The sequence below is a fragment of the Pseudomonas trivialis genome, from assembly GCF_001439805.1.
Lineage (GTDB): Bacteria > Pseudomonadota > Gammaproteobacteria > Pseudomonadales > Pseudomonadaceae > Aquipseudomonas > Aquipseudomonas trivialis.
The window spans coordinates 484270-503536 of the sequence record NZ_JYLK01000001.1 but is presented as its reverse complement, the minus strand read 5'-3'; the positions used below and the strand labels follow the sequence as shown (position 1 = coordinate 503536).

The 19267-nt window shown below is 62.8% G+C and carries 21 protein-coding genes; 10 read left to right on the top strand and 11 right to left on the bottom strand.

Annotated features, from left to right (window positions below; translation table 11 throughout):
- Positions 1–16: 16 nt before the first annotated feature.
- The 4 genes from trmB to TU79_RS02285 form a co-directional block, all read right to left on the bottom strand.
- A complete protein-coding gene (gene trmB / locus TU79_RS02300) occupies positions 17–742 on the bottom strand; it encodes a tRNA (guanosine(46)-N7)-methyltransferase TrmB (protein ID WP_057006511.1) in 726 nt (241 codons plus the stop codon).
- Positions 743–751: 9 nt separating this feature from the next.
- On the bottom strand, positions 752–1546 hold the full coding sequence (locus TU79_RS02295) for a thiazole synthase (RefSeq protein WP_017845016.1): 795 nt from the start codon (positions 1544–1546) through the stop codon (positions 752–754).
- A gap of 48 nt (positions 1547–1594) precedes the next feature.
- On the bottom strand, positions 1595–1795 hold the full coding sequence (thiS, locus tag TU79_RS02290) for a sulfur carrier protein ThiS (RefSeq protein WP_057006510.1): 201 nt from the start codon (positions 1793–1795) through the stop codon (positions 1595–1597).
- Between the two features lie 71 nt (positions 1796–1866).
- Positions 1867–2244, bottom strand: coding sequence for a DUF423 domain-containing protein (locus TU79_RS02285; RefSeq protein ID WP_057006509.1), 378 nt, complete (start codon positions 2242–2244; stop codon positions 1867–1869).
- Between the two features lie 74 nt (positions 2245–2318).
- On the opposite strand from TU79_RS02285, the gene mtgA reads away from it, so the two are divergent.
- On the top strand, positions 2319–3041 hold the full coding sequence (mtgA, locus tag TU79_RS02280; protein WP_057006508.1) for a monofunctional biosynthetic peptidoglycan transglycosylase: 723 nt from the start codon (positions 2319–2321) through the stop codon (positions 3039–3041).
- A gap of 109 nt (positions 3042–3150) precedes the next feature.
- Here the strand turns inward: mtgA and rpoH are convergent, their stop codons facing one another.
- From rpoH to ftsY, 4 genes are all read right to left on the bottom strand, one after another.
- Complete coding sequence (gene rpoH, locus TU79_RS02275; protein ID WP_003234621.1) at positions 3151–4005, bottom strand: RNA polymerase sigma factor RpoH; 855 nt, start codon at positions 4003–4005, stop codon at positions 3151–3153.
- Between the two features lie 130 nt (positions 4006–4135).
- The gene (ftsX, locus tag TU79_RS02270; RefSeq protein WP_057006507.1) at positions 4136–5158 is read right to left on the bottom strand and encodes a permease-like cell division protein FtsX; all 1023 of its coding nucleotides are present in this window, start codon (positions 5156–5158) and stop codon (positions 4136–4138) included.
- A complete protein-coding gene (gene ftsE / locus TU79_RS02265) occupies positions 5155–5826 on the bottom strand; it encodes a cell division ATP-binding protein FtsE (RefSeq protein WP_003176700.1) in 672 nt (223 codons plus the stop codon). Before ftsE ends, ftsX begins: the two co-directional genes overlap by 4 nt.
- Positions 5823–7187 carry a signal recognition particle-docking protein FtsY gene (gene ftsY / locus TU79_RS02260; RefSeq protein WP_057006506.1) on the bottom strand — a complete coding sequence of 455 codons (1365 nt, stop codon included), beginning with the start codon at positions 7185–7187 and terminating at the stop codon, positions 5823–5825. The genes ftsE and ftsY overlap by 4 nt, the downstream gene beginning before the upstream one ends.
- Before the next feature lie 233 nt (positions 7188–7420).
- Between ftsY and TU79_RS02255 the strand changes: the two genes are divergently transcribed.
- The 4 genes from TU79_RS02255 (at position 7421) to TU79_RS02240 (ending at position 11958) form a co-directional block, all read left to right on the top strand.
- Positions 7421–8776 carry a M16 family metallopeptidase gene (locus TU79_RS02255; protein WP_057006505.1) on the top strand — a complete coding sequence of 452 codons (1356 nt, stop codon included), beginning with the start codon at positions 7421–7423 and terminating at the stop codon, positions 8774–8776.
- Positions 8769–10253, top strand: coding sequence for a M16 family metallopeptidase (locus TU79_RS02250; RefSeq protein ID WP_057006504.1), 1485 nt, complete (start codon positions 8769–8771; stop codon positions 10251–10253). The genes TU79_RS02255 and TU79_RS02250 overlap by 8 nt, the downstream gene beginning before the upstream one ends.
- Positions 10253–10870: a 16S rRNA (guanine(966)-N(2))-methyltransferase RsmD gene (gene rsmD / locus TU79_RS02245; protein WP_057006503.1), complete on the top strand. Its 618-nt coding sequence runs from the start codon at positions 10253–10255 to the stop codon at positions 10868–10870. Before TU79_RS02250 ends, rsmD begins: the two co-directional genes overlap by 1 nt.
- A gap of 92 nt (positions 10871–10962) precedes the next feature.
- Positions 10963–11958 (top strand): hydrolase, encoded by a 996-nt coding sequence (locus tag TU79_RS02240; RefSeq protein ID WP_057006502.1) that lies wholly within the window; start codon positions 10963–10965, stop codon positions 11956–11958.
- 58 nt (positions 11959–12016) lie between these two features.
- Here the strand turns inward: TU79_RS02240 and TU79_RS02235 are convergent, their stop codons facing one another.
- Together TU79_RS02235 and TU79_RS02230 are read right to left on the bottom strand one after the other, a co-directional pair.
- The gene (locus TU79_RS02235) at positions 12017–12871 is read right to left on the bottom strand and encodes a sulfurtransferase (RefSeq protein ID WP_057006501.1); all 855 of its coding nucleotides are present in this window, start codon (positions 12869–12871) and stop codon (positions 12017–12019) included.
- 33 nt (positions 12872–12904) lie between these two features.
- Positions 12905–13576: a TetR/AcrR family transcriptional regulator gene (locus tag TU79_RS02230; RefSeq protein WP_057006500.1), complete on the bottom strand. Its 672-nt coding sequence runs from the start codon at positions 13574–13576 to the stop codon at positions 12905–12907.
- Between the two features lie 145 nt (positions 13577–13721).
- Here TU79_RS02230 and TU79_RS02225 point away from each other — a divergent pair, with 145 nt between their 5' ends.
- From TU79_RS02225 to TU79_RS02205, 5 genes are all read left to right on the top strand, one after another.
- The gene (locus TU79_RS02225; RefSeq protein WP_057006499.1) at positions 13722–15149 is read left to right on the top strand and encodes a coniferyl aldehyde dehydrogenase; all 1428 of its coding nucleotides are present in this window, start codon (positions 13722–13724) and stop codon (positions 15147–15149) included.
- Positions 15150–15177: 28 nt separating this feature from the next.
- Complete coding sequence (locus tag TU79_RS02220; protein ID WP_057006498.1) at positions 15178–15723, top strand: hypothetical protein; 546 nt, start codon at positions 15178–15180, stop codon at positions 15721–15723.
- 43 nt (positions 15724–15766) lie between these two features.
- Positions 15767–17362: a GMC family oxidoreductase gene (locus TU79_RS02215; RefSeq protein ID WP_057006497.1), complete on the top strand. Its 1596-nt coding sequence runs from the start codon at positions 15767–15769 to the stop codon at positions 17360–17362.
- A gap of 103 nt (positions 17363–17465) precedes the next feature.
- The gene (coaD, locus tag TU79_RS02210) at positions 17466–17945 is read left to right on the top strand and encodes a pantetheine-phosphate adenylyltransferase (protein ID WP_003234650.1); all 480 of its coding nucleotides are present in this window, start codon (positions 17466–17468) and stop codon (positions 17943–17945) included.
- Positions 17946–18073: 128 nt separating this feature from the next.
- Entirely contained in the window at positions 18074–18325 is a 252-nt protein-coding gene (locus TU79_RS02205; RefSeq protein ID WP_003213796.1) for a YfhL family 4Fe-4S dicluster ferredoxin, read from the top strand.
- Between the two features lie 124 nt (positions 18326–18449).
- Here the strand turns inward: TU79_RS02205 and mutM are convergent, their stop codons facing one another.
- Positions 18450–19262 carry a bifunctional DNA-formamidopyrimidine glycosylase/DNA-(apurinic or apyrimidinic site) lyase gene (gene mutM / locus TU79_RS02200; protein ID WP_057006496.1) on the bottom strand — a complete coding sequence of 271 codons (813 nt, stop codon included), beginning with the start codon at positions 19260–19262 and terminating at the stop codon, positions 18450–18452.
- Positions 19263–19267 lie beyond the last annotated feature (5 nt).

Below are 19267 nucleotides of genomic sequence, written 5' to 3'. Positions count from 1 at the left end.
AGTCAGGGCCGGCGGGTCACGCCAGCTTTTCGAACTTCAAATCCCATACCCCATGCCCCAACCGCTCGCCGCGACGTTCGAACTTGGTGATCGGCCGCTCGGCCGGGCGGGGTACGCATTTGCCGTCTTCAGCGAGGTTGCGATAGCCCGGCGCGACGTTCATCACTTCCAGCATGTATTCGGCATAGGGCTCCCAGTCGGTGGCCATGTGCAGGATGCCGCCGACTTTCAGCTTGCTGCGCACCAGTTCCGCGAAGGAAGCCTGGACGATGCGGCGCTTGTGGTGACGTGCTTTGTGCCAGGGGTCGGGGAAAAACAGCATCAGGCGGTCGAGGCTGTTGTCGGCGATGCAGCGGTTGAGCACTTCGATCGCGTCGCAGTCATAGACGCGCAGGTTGGTCAGGCCCTGGGTGAGCACGCCGTTGAGCAGCGCGCCGACACCCGGGCGATGCACTTCCACACCGATGAAGTCCTGCTCCGGCGCGGCGGCGGCCATTTCCAGCAGGGAGTGACCCATGCCGAAGCCGATTTCCAGGGAACGCGGGGCCGAGCGGCCGAACACCTGGTCGTAGTCCACCGGCGCATCGGCCAGGGGCAGCACGAACAACGGCGTGCCCTGCTCCAGGCCCTTCTGCTGGCCTTCGGTCATGCGGCCGGCGCGCATCACGAAGCTCTTGATGCGGCGGTGTTTGGCGTCGTCGGCAGCGTCCAAGGTGTTCGGCGTTTCGTTTGATTCAGTCATCAATGGCTCTTACTTGATCAGACCATCCAGCGGCGAAGAGGCGCTGGCGTAGAGTTTTTTCGGCATGCGCCCGGCGAGGTAAGCCAGACGGCCCGCGACGATGGCGTGTTTCATGGCTTCGGCCATCATGATCGGTTGCTGGGCATTGGCGATGGCCGAATTCATCAGCACCGCTTCGCAGCCCAGCTCCATGGCGATGGTGGCGTCGGAGGCGGTGCCCACGCCGGCATCCACCAGCACCGGAATTTTCGCTTCTTCGAGGATGATCTGCAGGTTGTACGGGTTGCAGATCCCCAGGCCCGTGCCGATCAGGCCGGCCAGCGGCATCACGGCGATGCAGCCGATTTCGGCCAGTTGGCGGGCGATGATCGGGTCGTCGCTGGTGTAGACCATCACGTCGAAGCCTTCCTTAACCAGGGTTTCGGCGGCCTTGAGGGTTTCGATCACGTTGGGAAACAGGGTTTTCTGGTCCGCTAGCACTTCCAGCTTCACCAGGTTGTGGCCGTCCAGCAGCTCACGGGCCAAGCGGCAGGTGCGCACGGCTTCGATAGCGTCGTAGCAACCGGCGGTGTTGGGCAGGATGGTGTAGCGATCCGGCGGCAGGATATCCAGCAGGTTCGGTTCGCCCGGGTTCTGGCCGATATTGGTGCGGCGCACGGCCACCGTCACGATTTCGGCGCCCGAGGCTTCGATGGCCAGGCGGGTTTCTTCCATGTCGCGGTATTTGCCGGTGCCGACCAGCAGGCGGGACTGGTAGGTACGACCGGCCAGGACGAAGGGCTTGTCGCTACGAACGATGCTCATGGGAAATCCTCGTGATGGGGTGAGGTTCTGCAGAATGCGAGGGGGCGACTAGCCGCCGCCGATGGCGTGGACCACTTCGACCTGGTCACCGTCGGCGAGCGCAGTGGCGGCGTGCTGACTGCGCGGGACGATATCCTGATTGAGCTCCACTGCGACACGGCGCCCGGTCAGTTCCAGGCGGGTCAGCAGGGCCTCGACGGAGGCGCCGTCGGGCAGTTCAAAGGGGTCGCCGTTCAACTGAATGCGCATGCCAGGGGCCGCCATCGTTTTTAGGGGCCAGCATTCTAGCTTGATTGGCGTTGCCGGCCCAAGCCCCTCGGTCAGATCGCCTGCAAGCGCCACGCCGCCAGACCGAGGAAGAACCAGCCGAGCAGGAATGCCAGCCCGCCGAACGGGGTGATGATACCGAGCTTGCTGATGCCGGTCAGGGTCAGTGCGTACAGGCTGCCGGAGAACAGCAGAATGCCGACCACAAACGCGAGGCCCGCCCAGGTCACCATGCGGCCGGGGATATGGGCGGCCAGCAGCGCCACGCCGAACAGCGCCAGGGCGTGCACCAGCTGGTAGGTCACGCCGGTCTGGAAAATCGCCAGATACTCGGCGCTCAGGCGATTTTTCAGACCATGGGCAGCAAAGGCCCCGAGGGCCACGCCGGTAAAGCCAAAAAAGGCAGCCAACATCAGAAAGCTACGCAGCATGTGGAACTCCAATCAGACGCATCGGGCAGGGTCTGTATAATGGCCCGCTCAACGGGTTCGGCCAAGCCATCTCTATGCTGCGTGTCCTCTTCAGTCGTTTTCTCAAAGTCGTGAAATGGTTTGCCATCGGCAGCGTTTTGCTGGTGCTGCTGTTGCGCGTGGTGCCGCCGCCGTTCACGGCGCTGATGGTGGAGCGCAAGGTCGAGTCGTGGTTCGACGGCGAACCCATCGACCTGCAACGCAGCTGGGTGCCGTGGGACGCCATTTCCGACGACCTCAAGCTGGCGGTGATGGCCGGTGAAGACCAGCGCTTCCCGCAGCATTGGGGGTTCGATTTCGGCGCGATCCAGGCGGCCATCGTGCACAACGAGCGCGGTGGATCGATTCGAGGTGCCAGCACCTTGAGCCAGCAGGTGTCGAAGAACCTGTTTCTGTGGTCTGGCCGCAGTTATCTGCGCAAGGGGCTGGAGGCCTGGTTTACCGGCCTGATCGAGGTGCTGTGGCCCAAGCAACGGATTCTTGAGGTGTACCTCAACAGCGTGGAATGGGATGACGGCGTGTTTGGCGCAGAGGCGGCGGCGCGGCATCATTTTGGGGTGAGTGCCAAAGGGCTTTCGCGCCAGCAGGCCAGCTATCTGGCGGCGGTGTTGCCCAACCCACGGGTGTGGAGTGCCAGCCATCCAACGGCGTATGTGGCGCGGCGGGCGGCGTGGATTCGTCAGCAGATGAATCAACTTGGTGGCGATGGCTACCTGATTGAGCTGAACAACTCCCGCAAGGCACCCTGGTCCGACTGACACAACACCTAAACAAATGTGGGAGGGGGCTTGCTCCCGATAGCGGTGGATCAGTCAGCTTGTCTGTAGCTGACCCACTGCAATCGGGAGCAAGCCCCCTCCCACATGTTTAAGCGGCGATCGACAGCTTCAGCTTGTTCATCGCGCTTTTCTCAAGCTGACGAATCCGCTCGGCCGACACGTTGTACTTCTGCGCCAGGTCGTGCAGCGTGGCTTTTTCTTCCGCCAGCCAGCGCTGGTAGAGAATGTCACGACTGCGGTCGTCCAGCACTTCCAGCGCTTCGTGCAGGTTGTGATTGGCGTTGTCGCTCCAGTCGGCGTCTTCCAGTTGACGCGCTGGGTCGTACCGATGGTCTTCCAGGTAGTTGGCCGGCGATTGGAAAGCGCTGTCGTCGTCCGCTTCGGCGGCCGGGTCGAAGGCCATGTCATGGCCGGTCAGGCGGCTTTCCATCTCGCGCACTTCACGGGGCTCCACACCGAGGCTTTCGGCCACGCGGTGGACTTCCTCGTTGTTCAGCCACGCCAGGCGCTTTTTCTGGCTGCGCAGGTTGAAGAACAGCTTGCGCTGGGCTTTGGTGGTCGCGACTTTCACGATGCGCCAGTTGCGCAGGATGAACTCGTGGATTTCCGCCTTGATCCAGTGCACGGCAAACGACACCAGGCGCACACCCATCTCGGGGTTGAAGCGCTTGACCGCTTTCATCAGGCCGACATTGCCTTCCTGAATCAGGTCGGCCTGGGCCAGCCCGTAGCCGCTATAGCTACGGGCGATATGTACGACAAAACGCAGGTGGGCGAGCACCATCTGCCGAGCCGCCCCCAAATCCTGCTCATAGTAGAGACTCTCGGCCAGTTCACGCTCCTGCTCGGGCGTCAGCAATGGAATGCTGTTGACCGTGTGCACATAGGCTTCCAGGTTTCCACCCGGAACCAGGGCATACGCAGGTTGCAAAGAAGTGGTCATACGAAAAAACCTCCGACTCACGAAACTCGTGCCGTTCAGCACTGCGAAAATTGACCGGGGAACCGTAGGACAAGTTCCCTATACCGCTGACACGGTCAATACAAACGAAACCACATTAATCTGGCATTAACTACTTGGGCGCCAGCTCACGCAAATGCCGCGCCACGGCAATCCAGGCACCGATATAACCCAACAACACCGCACCAAGCAAGAGTGAGAGGCCATCGGCCACCGGCACCCCGGCAAGGGCAAAATCACTGCCGTATAACCCGGCAAGCCCTGTCACCGCATCGTTCAGCCAGTCCAAGCCAAAAGCCAGCACGCCCCAGGACAAAAACCCGGCGCCCAGGCCATAAAGCGCGCCCATGTACAGAAAAGGACGACGCACATAGCTGTCCGTGCCGCCGACAAGTTTAATCACTTCTATCTCGGTGCGACGGTTTTCAATATGAAGACGAATGGTATTACCTATCACCAAAAGTAATGCAGACACCAACAACACCGTCAGACCGAACACAAAGCGGTCGCCCAGTTTGAGGATCGCGGCCAGGCGCTCTACCCAGACCAGATCAAGTTGCGCCTGTTGCACCTTGGGCATCTGCGCCAGTTTCTGGCGCAGGGCCTCCAGGGTCGGCTTGTCGACTTCATCGGGCGTCACCAGCACCACGCCCGGCAGCGGGTTCTGCGGCAGCTCCTTGAGCGCCTCGCCCAGGCCGGACTGCTGCTGAAACTCTTCTAGGGCCTGGTCGCGGCTGACGTACTCGGCATCCGCCACGCCCGGCATGTTCTTGATTTCATCGCGCAACGCTTCACCCTGCTGGGTGCTGGCATCCAGATTCAGGTACAGCGAAATCTGCGCCGCACGCTGCCAGGAGCCGCCCAGGCGCTCCACGTTATTGAGCAACAGCGACAAGCCCATCGGCAGGCTGAGGGCCACGGCCATCACCATGCAGGTAAAAAAGCTGCCAACCGGCTGCTTGCCCAGCCGACGCAGGCTGTCGAGCAGGCTGGCGCGATGACTTTCGATCCAGGCGTGCAGCAGGGTGCTGAAGTCCGGGCCGTCATCGTCGTCGCGTTTTTTCTTGTTCGGTTGCGGGTCGGCCGGTTTCGGCGCCACGCGTTCGGATACTTTTGGACTGCGTGTAGCACTCATACGCCAGCCTCCCCGTCACCAATCAGGCGACCGCGTTGCAACGTAAGCATGCGGTGGCGCATGCGCGCGATCAGCGCCAGGTCGTGGCTGGCGATCAGCACGCTGGTGCCCAGGCGGTTGATGTCCTCGAACACGCCCATGATCTCGGCCGCCAGACGCGGGTCGAGGTTGCCGGTGGGTTCGTCCGCCAGCAGCAGGGCCGGACGGTGCACGATGGCGCGGGCGATGCCGACGCGCTGTTGCTGACCGGTGGAGAGGTCACCGGGGTAGAGGTCGGTCTTGTCCGACAGCGCCACGCGCTCCAGGGCCGAATCCACGCGTTTGATGATCTCGGCCTTGGACAGCCCGAGAATCTGCAAGGGCAGGGCAACGTTGTTGAACACTGTGCGATCAAACAGCAACTGGTGATTCTGGAACACTACGCCGATCTGGCGGCGCAGAAACGGGATCTGCGCATTGCTGATGGTGGCCAGGTCCTGGCCGGCCAGCAGCAGTTTGCCCGTGGTCGGGCGCTCCATGGCCAGCAGCAGACGCAACAACGTACTTTTACCGGCACCGGAGTGACCGGTGACGAAAAGAAACTCGCCGCGCCGCACCCGAAAGCTCAGCTCATGCAAGCCCACATGCCCGTTGGCATAGCGTTTACCGACTTGCTCGAATCGAATCATGAACGCTCCCGCTCGGCAAACAGTGCCTGTACAAAGGGTTCGGCTTCAAAGGTGCGCAGGTCGTCGATGCCCTCACCGACGCCGATATAACGAATCGGCAACCCGAACTGCTTGGCCAGGGCAAAGATCACACCGCCCTTGGCTGTGCCGTCGAGCTTGGTCAGCGCCAGGCCGGTCAGTTGCACCGTCTGGTTGAATTGTTTGGCCTGGCTGATGGCGTTCTGACCAGTACCGGCGTCGAGCACCAGCAGCACTTCATGAGGGGCGTCGGCATCCAGCTTGCCGATCACGCGGCGCACCTTCTTCAGCTCTTCCATCAGGTTGTCTTTGGTGTGCAGGCGACCGGCGGTGTCGGCGATCAACACGTCGATATTGCGCGCCTTGGCGGCCTGCACGGCGTCGAAGATCACCGAGGCGGAATCGGCGCCAGTGTGCTGGGCAATCACCGGGATCTTGTTGCGCTCGCCCCACACCTGCAACTGCTCCACCGCAGCGGCACGGAAGGTGTCGCCAGCGGCCAGCATGACTTTCTTGCCTTCGAGCTGCAGCTTTTTGGCCAGCTTGCCGATGGTGGTGGTCTTGCCGGCGCCGTTGACGCCCACCACGAGGATCACGAACGGCTTGTTCGGGGTGATCACCAGCGGCGCTTCCACGGGCTTGAGCATCGCGGCCAGTTCGGCCTGCAAGGATTTGTACAGCGCGTCGGCGTCGGTAAGTTGCTTGCGCGCGACCTTCTGGGTCAGGCTCTGGATGATCACCGCTGTGGCCTCGACGCCCACGTCGGCGGTGAGCAGGCGGGTTTCGATGTCTTCCAGCAGTTCGTCATCGATGGTCTTGCGACCCAGGAACAGGCTGGCCATGCCTTCGCCGATGCTGGCGCTGGTCTTGCTCAGGCCTTGCTTGAGGCGGGCGAAAAAGCCGGTCTTGCCGGCTTCGACGGCACCAGGTGCCGGCTCGATGACGGCAGGCACGACGGCTTCGACGATGGGCGCCGGTTCAAGTACCGGTTCAGCCACTACGGGAATCGGCGGTGCGATGTGCTCAGCGTGCACATCTTCAACCAGCGCCACAGGCTCTTCGGCCACGGGCAGCTCGGGCCACGGCTCGGGTTCAGGTTCCGGCTCAGGTTGCGGCGCCGCCTCGGCCACCGGCTGCAACACCGGTTCAACGATAGGCAACACCACCGGCGCCGGCGCGTGGTCAACCGGCTCGGCTTCTACTATAGGTTCGGGGATCGGTTCAGCTTGAACCTGCGGCTGCGGTTCGACGGTATCCTGCGGTTTCTTACGCAGCCAGCCGAACAGGCCTTTCTTCTCGCCAGCCGCAGCTGGGGTCTTCTTGTCGTCGTTGGAACCAAACATGGAGACGGCTATCTCAAGGTAGCGATGCGCCAGGGGGGCACGTCGGTAAATAAAATTCGATGCGTAACAGACTGCTTTTCAACCAGCTCGTTCATGCGCAACATTTTGTAAGGCCTAAATAGGGCCTTAACGGGACCGCCGCAGTGGCCGTCCGCAAATCCGATCAGTATCCTAGCACCTCCTCGCCCGCCGACGCTAAGACCAAGCGGGCAGCCCAACAGGTTTAAAAACGAATGAATGCTCTAGCCCGCCGCGCCGCAGGCCTGCTGTTCGGTACAGTTTGTCTGCCTCTTTCAGCTTTGGCTGCCGATCCACAACCCACCCATGAATTCACCCTCGACAACGGCCTCAAAGTGGTCGTGCGCGAAGACCATCGCGCGCCGGTGGTGGTTTCCCAGGTCTGGTACAAGGTTGGTTCGAGCTACGAAACTCCCGGCCAGACCGGTTTGTCCCACGCCCTGGAGCACATGATGTTCAAGGGCAGCGCCAAGGTGGGTCCGGGCGAAGCTTCGCTGATCCTGCGCGACCTGGGCGCTGAAGAAAACGCGTTCACCAGCGATGACTACACCGCGTATTACCAGGTGCTGGCCCGCGACCGCCTGGGCGTCGCCTTCGAGCTGGAGGCCGACCGCATGGCCAGCCTGCGCCTGCCGGCCGACGAGTTCAGCCGCGAAATCGAAGTCATTAAAGAAGAACGCCGCCTGCGCACCGACGACAACCCGATGTCCAAGGCCTTCGAGCGCTTCAAGGCCATGGCGTTTCCGGCCAGCGGCTACCACACGCCGACCATCGGCTGGATGGCCGACCTGGACCGCATGAAGGTCGAGGAGCTGCGCCACTGGTACCAATCCTGGTACGTGCCCAACAATGCCACCCTGGTGGTGGTCGGCGACGTGACTCCGGACGAGGTGAAGACCCTCGCCCAGCGCTACTTTGGCCCGATTCCCAAGCGTGACGTGCCCCCGGCGAAGATCCCGATGGAGCTGGCCGAACCCGGCGAGCGTCTGCTGACCCTGCGCGTGCAAACCCAGCTGCCCAGCGTGATCCTCGGCTTCAACGTGCCAGGCCTTGCCACCGCCGAAGACAAGCGCTCGGTGCAGGCCCTGCGCCTGATCTCGGCCCTGCTCGACGGCGGCTACAGCGCGCGTATCTCGGCACAACTGGAGCGTGGTGAAGAGCTGGTGTCCGCCGCCTCCACCCGCTACGACGCCTACAGCCGTGGCGACACCCTGTTCATCCTCTCGGCCACGCCCAACCAGCAGAAGAAAAAAACCATTGCCCAAGCCGAAGCCGGCCTGTGGCGGCTGCTGGAAGACTTGAAAGCCAAGCCACCGACCGCCGAAGAGCTGGAGCGAATTCGCGCCCAGGTCATCGCCGGCCTGGTGTACCAGCGTGACTCCATCACCAGCCAGGCCACGGCCATTGGCTCGCTGGAAACCGTGGGCCTGTCCTGGCAGCTCATGGACACCGAGCTTGCCGACCTGCAAAGCGTGACCCCGGAAGATATCCAGAAGGCTGCGCGCACCTATTTCACCCGCGAGCGTCTGAGCGTCGCCCATATTCTGCCCGAGGAGACCGCTCATGAGTGATCGCAAAAGCCTGATCCTGCCCGGTCTGATCGCCGTCACGCTGGCGGCAGCGAGCGCGGTGTACATCCTGCGTCCCGGTGAATCGGTGGCCAGCCCGGCGCTGGAAAAAGCCCAGTCCGCCAGCAAGCTGCAATCGCTGGCCGAGCTGGACGGCAAGGCGCCGACCAACCGCAAGCTCGATGTGCAAAGCTGGACCACCGCCGAAGGCGCCAAGGTGCTGTTCGTCGAAGCCCATGAATTGCCGATGCTCGACATGCGCATCCTGTTTGCCGCCGGCAGCAGCCAGGACGGCGACGTGCCGGGCCTGGCGCTGATGACCAACGCCATGCTCAACGAAGGTGTGCCGGGCAAGGACGTCAGCCAGATCGCCAGCGGCTTTGAAGGCCTGGGCGCCGACTTTGGCAATGGCGCCTACCGCGACATGGCGCTGGTGTCCCTGCGCAGCCTGAGCGCCAGCGACAAGCGCGATGCGGCGCTGGCGCTGTTCGACGACGTGATCGGCAAGCCGACCTTCCCCGCCGACTCCCTGGCGCGGATCAAGAACCAGATCCTCGCCGGCTTCGAATACGAGAAGCAGAATCCCGCCAAACTGGCGAGTCTTGAGCTGTTCAAGCGCCTGTATGGCGACCACCCTTACGCGCATCCGAGCGAAGGCAACCCCGACAGCGTGCCGAAGATCAGCCAGGCGCAATTGCAGGCGTTCCATGCCAAGGCCTATGCGGCGGGCAACGCAGTGATTGCAGTGGTGGGCGACATGACCCGTGCCGAAGCCGAGGCCATGACCGCCAAGGTGTCTGCCTCGCTGCCCAAGGGCCCGGCGCTGGCAAAGATCGCCCAGCCGACCGAGCCGAAGGCCGGCCTGAGCCATATCGAGTTTCCGTCCAAGCAGACGCACCTGCTGTTCGCGCAGTTGGGCATCGACCGGGCCGACCCGGACTACGCGGCCTTGTCCCTGGGCAACCAGATCCTCGGTGGCGGTGGCTTTGGCACCCGTCTGATGAGCGAAGTGCGCGAGAAACGCGGCCTCACGTACGGCGTGTACTCGGGCTTCTCGCCGATGCAGGTGCGCGGTCCGTTCATGATCAACCTGCAGACCCGCGCCGAAATGAGCGGCGGCACCCTGCGCCTGGTCGAGCAGGTGCTGGCTGATTACCTCAAGACCGGCCCGACGCAAAAGGAGCTGGATGACGCCAAGCGCGAACTGGCCGGCAGTTTCCCGCTGTCCACCGCGAGCAACGCCGATATCGTCGGCCAGCTGGGCGCCATGGGTTTCTACAACCTGCCGCTGAGCTATCTGGAAGATTTCATGAAACAATCCCAGGCCCTGACCGTAGAGCAGGTCAAGACGGCCATGAACAAACACTTGAGCGCCGACAAGATGGTCATCGTGACCGCCGGCCCGACGATTGCGCAAAAGCCACTACCGCCCCCCACTGATAAACCCGTCGAGCAGCCGCTCGGGGTTCCGGAGCATTAATGGCCAGTTCATCTCGCCCGAAAAAACCTGTCCACAACGTGCATAACGGTGTGGGCCAACTGCGCATCATTGGCGGTGAATGGGGCAGCCGCAAGCTGAGCTTCCCCGACGTCGTGGGCCTGCGCCCGACGCCCGACCGTGTGCGTGAAACCCTGTTCAACTGGCTCGCGCCCTATATTGCGGGCGCCAAAGTGCTGGATCCGTTTGCCGGCAGCGGTGCGCTGTTCCTGGAGGCGCTGTCCCGTGGCGCGTCCCAGGCTCAGGCGCTGGACGCGAGCAACGTGGCGGTGTCCAGCCTCAAGGAACACCTGGGCACCCTGCGCTGCACCAACGGCCATGTGCAGACCGCCGATGCGCTGCGCTATCTGGAAACCCAGGCGGCCAGCGAATACGACGTGGTGTTCCTCGACCCGCCGTTCAACCAGAACCTGTTGCCGACGGTGTGCACGCTGCTCGAAGATCGCCAATGGCTGGCGCCGGATGCGTGGATCTACACCGAGAGCGAAATCGCACCGTCCACCCTCGGCCTGCCGGGCAGTTGGCGCTTGCACCGGGAGCAGAAGTCCGGCCGGGTGTATTACGCGTTGTGGCATCGTTTGGTCGAAAGCGCCGTCTGAGCCGGCGGTCTCTTTTTGTGGCTGGTGGGCTTGCCCTGACGAGCGGGCTGTTGTGGCACAGTAAGCCGGTTCGCCACAAAAAAGAGAGTGCAATGACTCCCTCCCCCGACCTGTTCAAACCCGCCTTCGGCCTCGGCAACCCCCACCTGCAAACCTTGTGGGGACCGCTGTGGCGCCCCACTACGCACCTTGAACGCCAACGCGAACGCCTGTGGCTCGACGACGGTGATTTTCTCGATATTGACTGGCACGGACCTCACGACGCCAAGGCACCGCTGGTGCTCGTGTTGCACGGGCTCACCGGTTCGTCCAACTCGCCCTACGTCGCCGGCCTGCAAAAGGCCCTCGCCGCCCAGGGCTGGGCGAGTGCCGCGCTGAACTGGCGCGGCTGTTCCGGCGAGCCGAACCTGTTGGCGCGCAGCTATCACTCCGGGGCCAGCGAGGATCTGGCGGCAGCGATTGCCCATCTGCACGCCAAGCGGCCGCTGGCGCCGTTGTATGCGGTGGGCTATTCACTGGGCGGCAATGTGCTGCTCAAGCACCTGGGAGAAACCGGCGCGGCGTCAGGGCTGCAAGGCGCTGCGGCGGTGTCGGTGCCGTTCCGCCTGGACCAGTGCGCCGACCGCATCGGCCTGGGTTTTTCGCGGGTCTATCAGAAGCACTTCATGCGCGAAATGCTGGCGTATATCCGCGTCAAGCAAAGCCGCTTCACGCAGGATGGCCGCACGGACGGCCTGAAAACCCTGGAAGCCCTGGGTTCCCTGGAAAAGATGCGCACGTTCTGGGACTTCGATGGGCGGGTGACTGCACCGCTGCATGGTTTCATCAGTGCCGAGGATTACTACCGCAAGGCGTCGAGTCGCTATTACTTGGGCGGTATCCGAACGCCGACACTGATTATTCAGGCGGCGGACGATCCATTCGTGTTTGCCCATAGCCTGCCCGAGGCCAGCGAGTTATCGGATTGCACCGAGTTCGAATTGCTGGCCAAGGGCGGGCATGTGGGCTTTGTGGACGGTTCGCTCAAGCGCCCGACCTATTACCTCGAACGCCGCATCCCCCAATGGCTGCTGACACAACAGAAATAAAAAGGTGGGAGGGGGCTCGCTCCCTCCCACAATTGATTGGGTTTACAGGCCAGGCCACTCAGTCGCCCGTGGCAATGGCCCGCGCAGGGTCCGTGATCCACTCACTCCACGACCCCGCATACAATTTGCCCAACGGGTAACCCGCCAGACCCAGGGCGAACAGGTTATGACACGCGGTAACACCGGAACCGCAATACGCCACCAGTTCCTGAGGCGAACGCCCCCGCAGTTGCGCGGAAAACCGCTGCTTGAGCTGCTCGACCGGCAGAAACCGCCCGTCACTGCCCAGGTTCTCGTTGAATGCCGCGCACTGCGCCCCGGGAATGTGCCCGGCAATCGGATCGATGGGCTCAACGTCGCCACGAAAACGCGCCGGAGCGCGCGCATCGATCAGGGTCAGGCCCGGCTGGCCCAGGCGGTTTTGCAGATGCTCGGCATCCAGCAGCAGGCCATGATCGGGCGTGCCGGTAAAATCACCCGGCTCGATCACCGGCGCGTCCAGGCTCAAGGGGAAGCCGGCGGCATGCCAGGCCTTCAAGCCACCGTCCAGGATAAACACGCCGTCCCGCTTGCCCAGCCACACCAGCAACCACCAGGCGCGGGCGGCAAAGGCGCCAGGACCGTCGTCATACAGCACCACCTCGGTGTCGGCACTGATGCCCCACGCGCGCAGTTGTTCGGCGAGGGTCTGCGCGTTCGGCAGCGGATGACGCCCGGTCACGCCCCTGGTCACCGGACCGCTGAGATGACGCTCAAGGTCAGCATATTGCGCACCTTCGATATGCCCTTCGGCATAGCTGCAACGCCCGTAATCCGGATCTTCCAGGGCAAAGCGGCAATCGAGGATCACCAACGCGCCGCGCGTCTGGCGCTCGGCCAGGTGCCGGGGGCTGATCAGTTGGGCAAGCGGCATGACAGACTCCTGTAAACAGATTCGGGAAAGGCTCTACTTCACTTCATCCAGCGCCTGATTCAGTGGCACGTAAAACTCCTTGAACAGCCCATCCACCGCTTCTTTGGCCTGGGGCGTGACAAACCCCGCCTCCAGCACCAGCACCTGATACACCCCGCGCTTGATCGCTTCGGCACTCAAATGAGTGGAGTTTTCGTTGGTGGTGCACAAAAAGCGCACCCAGGAGGTGAGGATGATCCAGGCGTTGAGGGTCAGGGCTTCGGTCTGGATCGGGTCCATATTGAGAATGCCGGCATCGACAAACCCCTGGTAGATGGCCCCGCCCTGGGTCAGGCAGCGCTGGGAAAACCGCCGGTAGCCGGTGGCCATTTCGGGGTCGCTTTCCAGCAGGTGTTCGAGGTCGCGGTGCAGGAAACGGTAGCGCCACATGCCGGCCAATACGGCCTGCAGGTAGAAGCGCTTATCTTCCACACACATCGCGCGGCCCTGGGGCGGGCGCAGGAAACTGTCCACCAGCGCTTCGTATTCGCGGAACAGCACGGCGATGATCGCCTGCTTGTTGGGGAAGTGGTAGTAGAGGTTGCCCGGTGAAATTTCCATATGGGCGGCAATGTGGTTGGTGCTGACACTGCGCTCGCCCTGCTGATTAAAAAGCTCCAGGCTGGTCTGCACAATGCGTTCGCTGGTCTTAACTCGTGGTGCCATGGGGGATCAGCTTCCATACACGGAATGGGGCATCTTACGGCCTAACCGCGCCGGGATAAATCCACATGTGATTGCAATGGCATTTGACAATCTAGAGTAATGACTCTAAAAATCCAGACAGACTAATAACAATCGGGGCTGCACCATGTCTGCCACTGTTGCCTACCTGCAGGACTCCCAGGCGCTGGATCAGCTTCAGCCGCTGTTCGACGCCCAGCGCCGCGCCTACGCCGCCAATCCGATGCCGCCCGCCGCGCAGCGCCAGCAATGGCTCAAGGCCTTGCGCGAATTGCTCAGCGCCGAACGCCAGGCGTTGATCCGTGCGATCAGCGAGGATTTCAGCCAGCGCAGCGCAGACGAAACCCTGTTCGCCGAGCTGATGCCCAGTCTGCATGGCATCCACTACGCCAGCAAACACCTCAAGGGCTGGATGAAACCGTCGCGCCGTGCCGTAGGCATTGCCTTCCAGCCCGCGTCAGCCAAAGTCATCTACCAACCGCTCGGCGTGGTCGGGGTGATCGTGCCCTGGAATTACCCACTGTACCTGGCCATCGGCCCGCTGGTCGGAGCGCTGGCGGCCGGCAATCGGGTGATGTTGAAGCTCAGCGAGTCCACCCCCGCCACCGGCGAGCTGCTCAAAACGCTGCTGGCGAAGATCTTCCCCGAAGACCTGGTGTGCGTGGTGCTGGGCGAAGCCGACGTGGGCGTGGCGTTTTCCAGACTGCGCTTCGACCACCTGCTGTTCACCGGCGCCACCAGCATTGGCAAGCATGTGATGCGCGCGGCCGCCGAGCACCTCACGCCGGTCACGCTGGAACTGGGCGGCAAGTCGCCGGCGATTGTCTCCGCCGATGTGCCGCTCAAGGACGCCGCCGAACGCATCGCTTTCGGCAAAGCCTTGAATGCCGGACAAACCTGTGTGGCGCCGGACTACGTGCTGGTGCCGGAGCACCGTGTGGACGCTTTCGTCGAGGCCTACGGCAAGGCGGTTCGCGGGTTCTATCCGACGCTGGTCGACAACCCGGACTACACCGCGATCATCAACGAACGCCAGTTGGCGCGGCTCAATGCCTACGTAAAGGACGCCACCGACAAGGGCGCCACGCTGGTCCCCCTGTATGACCAGGGCCAGGCACGGCGCATGGCCCACAGCCTGCTGCTGAATGTCAGCGACGACATGACCGTGATGCAGGACGAAATCTTCGGCCCGGTGCTGCCCGTCGTGCCCTATCGCGACATCGACCAGGCCTTTGCCTACATCAATCAACGCCCTCGACCGCTGGCGCTGTATTACTTCGGCTACAACAAGCGCGAACAAAACCGGGTGCTGCACGAAACCCATTCCGGCGGCGTCTGCCTGAACGACACCCTGCTGCACGTGGCCCAGGACGACCTGCCGTTTGGTGGCATTGGCCCATCGGGCATGGGCCACTACCACGGCCACGAAGGCTTTCTCACCTTCAGCAAGGCCAAGGGTGTGTTGGTCAAGCAACGCCTGAACGCGGCGAAGCTGATCTACCCGCCCTACGGCAAATCGATCCAGAAGCTGATTCAGAAGCTGTTTGTTCGCTGATTCCGCCACCTACGGGACAACAATAACAATGAACCCCAGCCTGACTGATTCAACCGCGCTGTCACGGCGCGGCATCCTGAAAATCGGCCTGTGCGCCAGTGCTTTCCTGGCTACCGCAGGGCTAGGCGCCAGCCTCAGCGGCTGCTCCGCCAGCGCCCCGGCCAGCGGCTTTGCCATGCTGCGCAGCAGCGACCTGCCGTTTTTACGGGCGGTGATGCCGGTGTTGCTCGACGGTGTCGCCAGCGCCCAGGAGGTTGCCGCCGGGATTGAAGACGCGCTCAAAAAGCTCGATTACAGCCTGCAATACCTGTCGCCGGAGATGTTCAAGCTCACCCAGCAGTTGTTCGACGTATTCGCCATGGGCATTACCCGCGGCCCGCTGACCGGCATCTGGGGCAGTTGGGAAAACGCCAGCAGCGAGCAGATCCGCCACTTCCTGCTGCGCTGGGAGAACAGCTACCTCAACCTGCTGCGCATGGGTCAGGGCTCGTTGCTCAAGCTAGTGATCATGGCCTGGTATTTCCGACCCGCGTCCTGGGCCCATTGCGGCTACCCCGGCCCGCCTCACATCTGACAGTGACCGCAATTTCGCACAACAAAAACAAGAGTGCCCACCTATGCCCGTACCCGATCTGTTCCGCGACGGCCTGGCCCGTGGCTGGAAAACCCACAACGGCGCCGCCCTCGACCACGACCTGACCCTGGAAGCCGACGTCGCGATCATTGGCAGCGGCGCCGGCGGCGGCACCACCGCCGAGATCCTCAGCGCCGCCGGTTACAAAGTGCTGCTGATCGAGGAAGGCCCGCTCAAGACCAGCAGCGATTTCAAGCTGCTGGAGGACGAGGCCTACGCCAGCCTGTATCAGGAGGGCATCGGACGCATGAGCAAGGACGGCGCCATCACCATCCTGCAGGGCCGGGCGGTGGGCGGCACCACGCTGATCAACTGGACCTCCAGCTTTCGCACGCCGGACGCCACCCTCGCCCACTGGGCCAGCGAGTACGCGGTGACGGGCCACAGCAGCACCGAGATGGCGCCCTGGTTCGAAAAAATGGAACAGCGCCTGGGCATCGCGCCGTGGGCGCTGCCGCCGAACGCCAACAACGATGTGATCCGCAAGGGCTGTGAAAAACTCGGCTACAGCTGGCATGTGATCCCGCGCAACGTGCGCGGCTGTTTCAACCTGGGCTATTGCGGCATGGGCTGCCCGGTGAATGCCAAGCAGTCGATGCTGGTGACCACCATTCCCTCCACCCTGGAGCAAGGCGGCGAGCTGCTCTACCTCGCTCGCGCCGAGCAGTTCAACTACAGCGGCGATGCCATCAGCAGCCTGGAATGCGTGGCCATGGACGCGCGTTGCGTGGCGCCGACCGGGCGCAGGATCACGGTGAAAGCCAGGCATTACGTGCTGTCCGGCGGCGGCATCAACAGCCCGGCGCTGCTGATGCGCTCCAACGCGCCGGACCCGCATTCGCGGCTCGGCAAGCGCACCTTTCTGCACCTGGTGAATTTCTCTGCGGGGCTGTTCGAGGAGGTGATCAACCCGTTCTACGGCGCGCCGCAGTCGATCTATTCCGACCATTTCCAATGGCTGGACGGCATTACCGGCAAAATGTCCTACAAACTGGAAGCACCGCCCCTGCACCCCGGATTGGCCAGCACGCTATTTGGCGGCTACGGCAGCGCGAACGCGCTGGACATGGGCCAGTTGCCCAACACCCACGCCATGCTTGCGCTGTTGCGCGACGGGTTTCACCCCGACAGCCCGGGAGGCACCGTCGGTTTACGCGGTGATGGCACGCCGGTGCTCGACTATCAGGTCTCGCCCTACGCCTGGGACGGCCTGCGCCGCGCGTTTCACAGCATGGCCGAGATTCAGTTCGCGGCGGGCGCCAGGTCGGTCAAACCGCTGCACCATGACGCGCGCTACGTGAACACCCTGGCCGAGGCCCGCCGCATGATCGACGAACTGAGCCTGGAACTGCACCGAACGACCCTGGGCAGCGCCCATGTGATGGGCGGCTGTGCCATGGGCGAAGACCCGAAAAACGCGGTGGTCGACAGCCTCGGCCGTCATCACCAGTTGCGCAATCTGTCGATCCACGATGGCTCGCTGTTCCCCACCAGCATTGGCGCCAATCCACAATTATCGGTATACGGCTTGAGCGCCAAACTGGCGACAGCGTTGGCCGAACGTCTGAAAACGGCATGAAAAAACCGCCGATCAGCGGTATGTATCTACAGAAGTCGACTTTCCCGACCGGGATGGCTGCGATACCATCCGGTTCCCCAACGGACTCCGCCAGGACGACGCGATGAACCGAGTGTTGTATCCAGGAACCTTCGACCCGATTACCAAAGGCCATGGCGATCTGGTCGAGCGCGCCTCTCGCCTGTTCGACCATGTGATCATCGCGGTCGCTGCCAGCCCCAAGAAAAACCCGCTGTTTCCCCTGGAGCAGCGCGTGGAACTGGCGCGTGAGGTCACCCGGCACCTGCCCAACGTCGAAGTGGTGGGCTTTTCGACGTTACTGGCGCATTTCGCCAAGGAGCAGAACGCCAATGTGTTCCTGCGTGGCCTGCGCGCGGTGTCGGATTTCGAATACGAATTCCAGTTGGCCAACATGAACCGCCAGTTGGCACCGGACGTCGAGAGCCTGTTCCTGACGCCTTCGGAGCGCTACTCGTTCATTTCCTCGACGTTGGTGCGGGAAATCGCCGCGTTGGGCGGAGATATCACCAAGTTCGTTCACCCCGCCGTGGCGGATGCGTTGACGCTGCGCTTCAAGAAGTAGCGGTTGCCAGGCGGCTCCAGCCTGTTGCCGCAGGTCATGTGCGCTCGCACTGCGGGCGCCAATGCGGCACAATTGCGCGCATTAGTCGTTTTCAGTTGCCTTGGCTGACGGCCCTGGCAGGAGTTTCCATGTCCCTGATCATCACCGACGATTGCATCAATTGCGACGTCTGCGAACCCGAGTGCCCGAACGCTGCGATTTCCCAGGGCGAAGAGATCTACGTGATCGACCCCAACCTGTGCACCCAGTGCGTCGGCCACTACGATGAGCCACAGTGCCAGCAGGTGTGCCCGGTGGATTGCATTCCGCTGGATGAGGCCCACCCTGAAACCGAAGAGCAGTTGATGGAGAAGTACCGGTTGATTACCGGCAAGGCCTGAACAGTTGGGTTGCCCTGCAGGGCCTCATCGGGAGCATGCCCCCTCCCACACTGAATCGAGTTGAACGCGATCCAATGTGGGAGGGGGCTTGCTCCCGATGGCAATCTCAGCCATCACCCGGCAATCAGCGCTGACACCTGGGGCAAAACACACTCGCCCGCTGCCCCAGCAGCACATTGCGCAATTCGGTCCCGCACACCTTGCACGCCTCGCCGCCCCGGCCGTAGGCAAACAGTTCCTGCTGGAAATACCCCGGCTGCCCGTCACCGCCAATAAAGTCGCGCAACGTGGTGCCGCCGCGCTCGATGGCAGCCGCCAGCACCCGCTTGATCTCGATCGCCAGCTTCAAATAACGCGCCCGCGAAATACCACCCGCCGCGCGACGTGGATCGATCCCTGCGGCAAACAGCGCTTCGGTCGCATAGATATTGCCCACGCCCACCACCACCGCGTTGTCCATGATGAACGGTTTGATTGCCATCGACCGCCCACGGGACATCTGGAACAGCCGCTCGCCGTCAAACAGGTCGGTCAACGGCTCCGGCCCCAGGCTCAGCAGCAACGCATGGTTGTGCGGGTCCTGGCTCCAGAGCATGGCGCCGAAACGGCGCGGGTCGGTGTAGCGCAGCGACAGGCCCGACTCCAGCTCGATATCCACATGCTCGTGCTTGGCCGCCGGCAGTCCGGTTTCGACCATACGCAGGTTGCCCGACATGCCCAGATGGCTGATCAGCGTGCCCACTTCGGCATTGATCAGCAGGTACTTGGCCCGCCGCTCCACCCCCACGATACGCTGGCCGGACAGGCGCACATCCAGGTCCTCCGGGATCGGCCAGCGCAGGCGGCGCTCACGCACCACCACGCGGCTGACGCGCTGGCCCTCCAGGTGCGGCGCAATCCCGCGACGGGTGGTTTCGACTTCGGGTAACTCGGGCATGGGCA

Coding starts and splice junctions, on each gene's coding strand:
- trmB (WP_057006511.1), bottom strand. CDS start 742: ATGACTGAATCAAACGAAACGCCGAACACCTTGGACGCTGCCGACGAC.
- TU79_RS02295 (WP_017845016.1), bottom strand. CDS start 1,546: ATGAGCATCGTTCGTAGCGACAAGCCCTTCGTCCTGGCCGGTCGTACC.
- thiS (WP_057006510.1), bottom strand. CDS start 1,795: ATGCGCATTCAGTTGAACGGCGACCCCTTTGAACTGCCCGACGGCGCC.
- TU79_RS02285 (WP_057006509.1), bottom strand. CDS start 2,244: ATGCTGCGTAGCTTTCTGATGTTGGCTGCCTTTTTTGGCTTTACCGGC.
- mtgA (WP_057006508.1), top strand. CDS start 2,319: ATGCTGCGTGTCCTCTTCAGTCGTTTTCTCAAAGTCGTGAAATGGTTT.
- rpoH (WP_003234621.1), bottom strand. CDS start 4,005: ATGACCACTTCTTTGCAACCTGCGTATGCCCTGGTTCCGGGTGGAAAC.
- ftsX (WP_057006507.1), bottom strand. CDS start 5,158: ATGAGTGCTACACGCAGTCCAAAAGTATCCGAACGCGTGGCGCCGAAA.
- ftsE (WP_003176700.1), bottom strand. CDS start 5,826: ATGATTCGATTCGAGCAAGTCGGTAAACGCTATGCCAACGGGCATGTG.
- ftsY (WP_057006506.1), bottom strand. CDS start 7,187: ATGTTTGGTTCCAACGACGACAAGAAGACCCCAGCTGCGGCTGGCGAG.
- TU79_RS02255 (WP_057006505.1), top strand. CDS start 7,421: ATGAATGCTCTAGCCCGCCGCGCCGCAGGCCTGCTGTTCGGTACAGTT.
- TU79_RS02250 (WP_057006504.1), top strand. CDS start 8,769: ATGAGTGATCGCAAAAGCCTGATCCTGCCCGGTCTGATCGCCGTCACG.
- rsmD (WP_057006503.1), top strand. CDS start 10,253: ATGGCCAGTTCATCTCGCCCGAAAAAACCTGTCCACAACGTGCATAAC.
- TU79_RS02240 (WP_057006502.1), top strand. CDS start 10,963: ATGACTCCCTCCCCCGACCTGTTCAAACCCGCCTTCGGCCTCGGCAAC.
- TU79_RS02235 (WP_057006501.1), bottom strand. CDS start 12,871: ATGCCGCTTGCCCAACTGATCAGCCCCCGGCACCTGGCCGAGCGCCAG.
- TU79_RS02230 (WP_057006500.1), bottom strand. CDS start 13,576: ATGGCACCACGAGTTAAGACCAGCGAACGCATTGTGCAGACCAGCCTG.
- TU79_RS02225 (WP_057006499.1), top strand. CDS start 13,722: ATGTCTGCCACTGTTGCCTACCTGCAGGACTCCCAGGCGCTGGATCAG.
- TU79_RS02220 (WP_057006498.1), top strand. CDS start 15,178: ATGAACCCCAGCCTGACTGATTCAACCGCGCTGTCACGGCGCGGCATC.
- TU79_RS02215 (WP_057006497.1), top strand. CDS start 15,767: ATGCCCGTACCCGATCTGTTCCGCGACGGCCTGGCCCGTGGCTGGAAA.
- coaD (WP_003234650.1), top strand. CDS start 17,466: ATGAACCGAGTGTTGTATCCAGGAACCTTCGACCCGATTACCAAAGGC.
- TU79_RS02205 (WP_003213796.1), top strand. CDS start 18,074: ATGTCCCTGATCATCACCGACGATTGCATCAATTGCGACGTCTGCGAA.
- mutM (WP_057006496.1), bottom strand. CDS start 19,262: ATGCCCGAGTTACCCGAAGTCGAAACCACCCGTCGCGGGATTGCGCCG.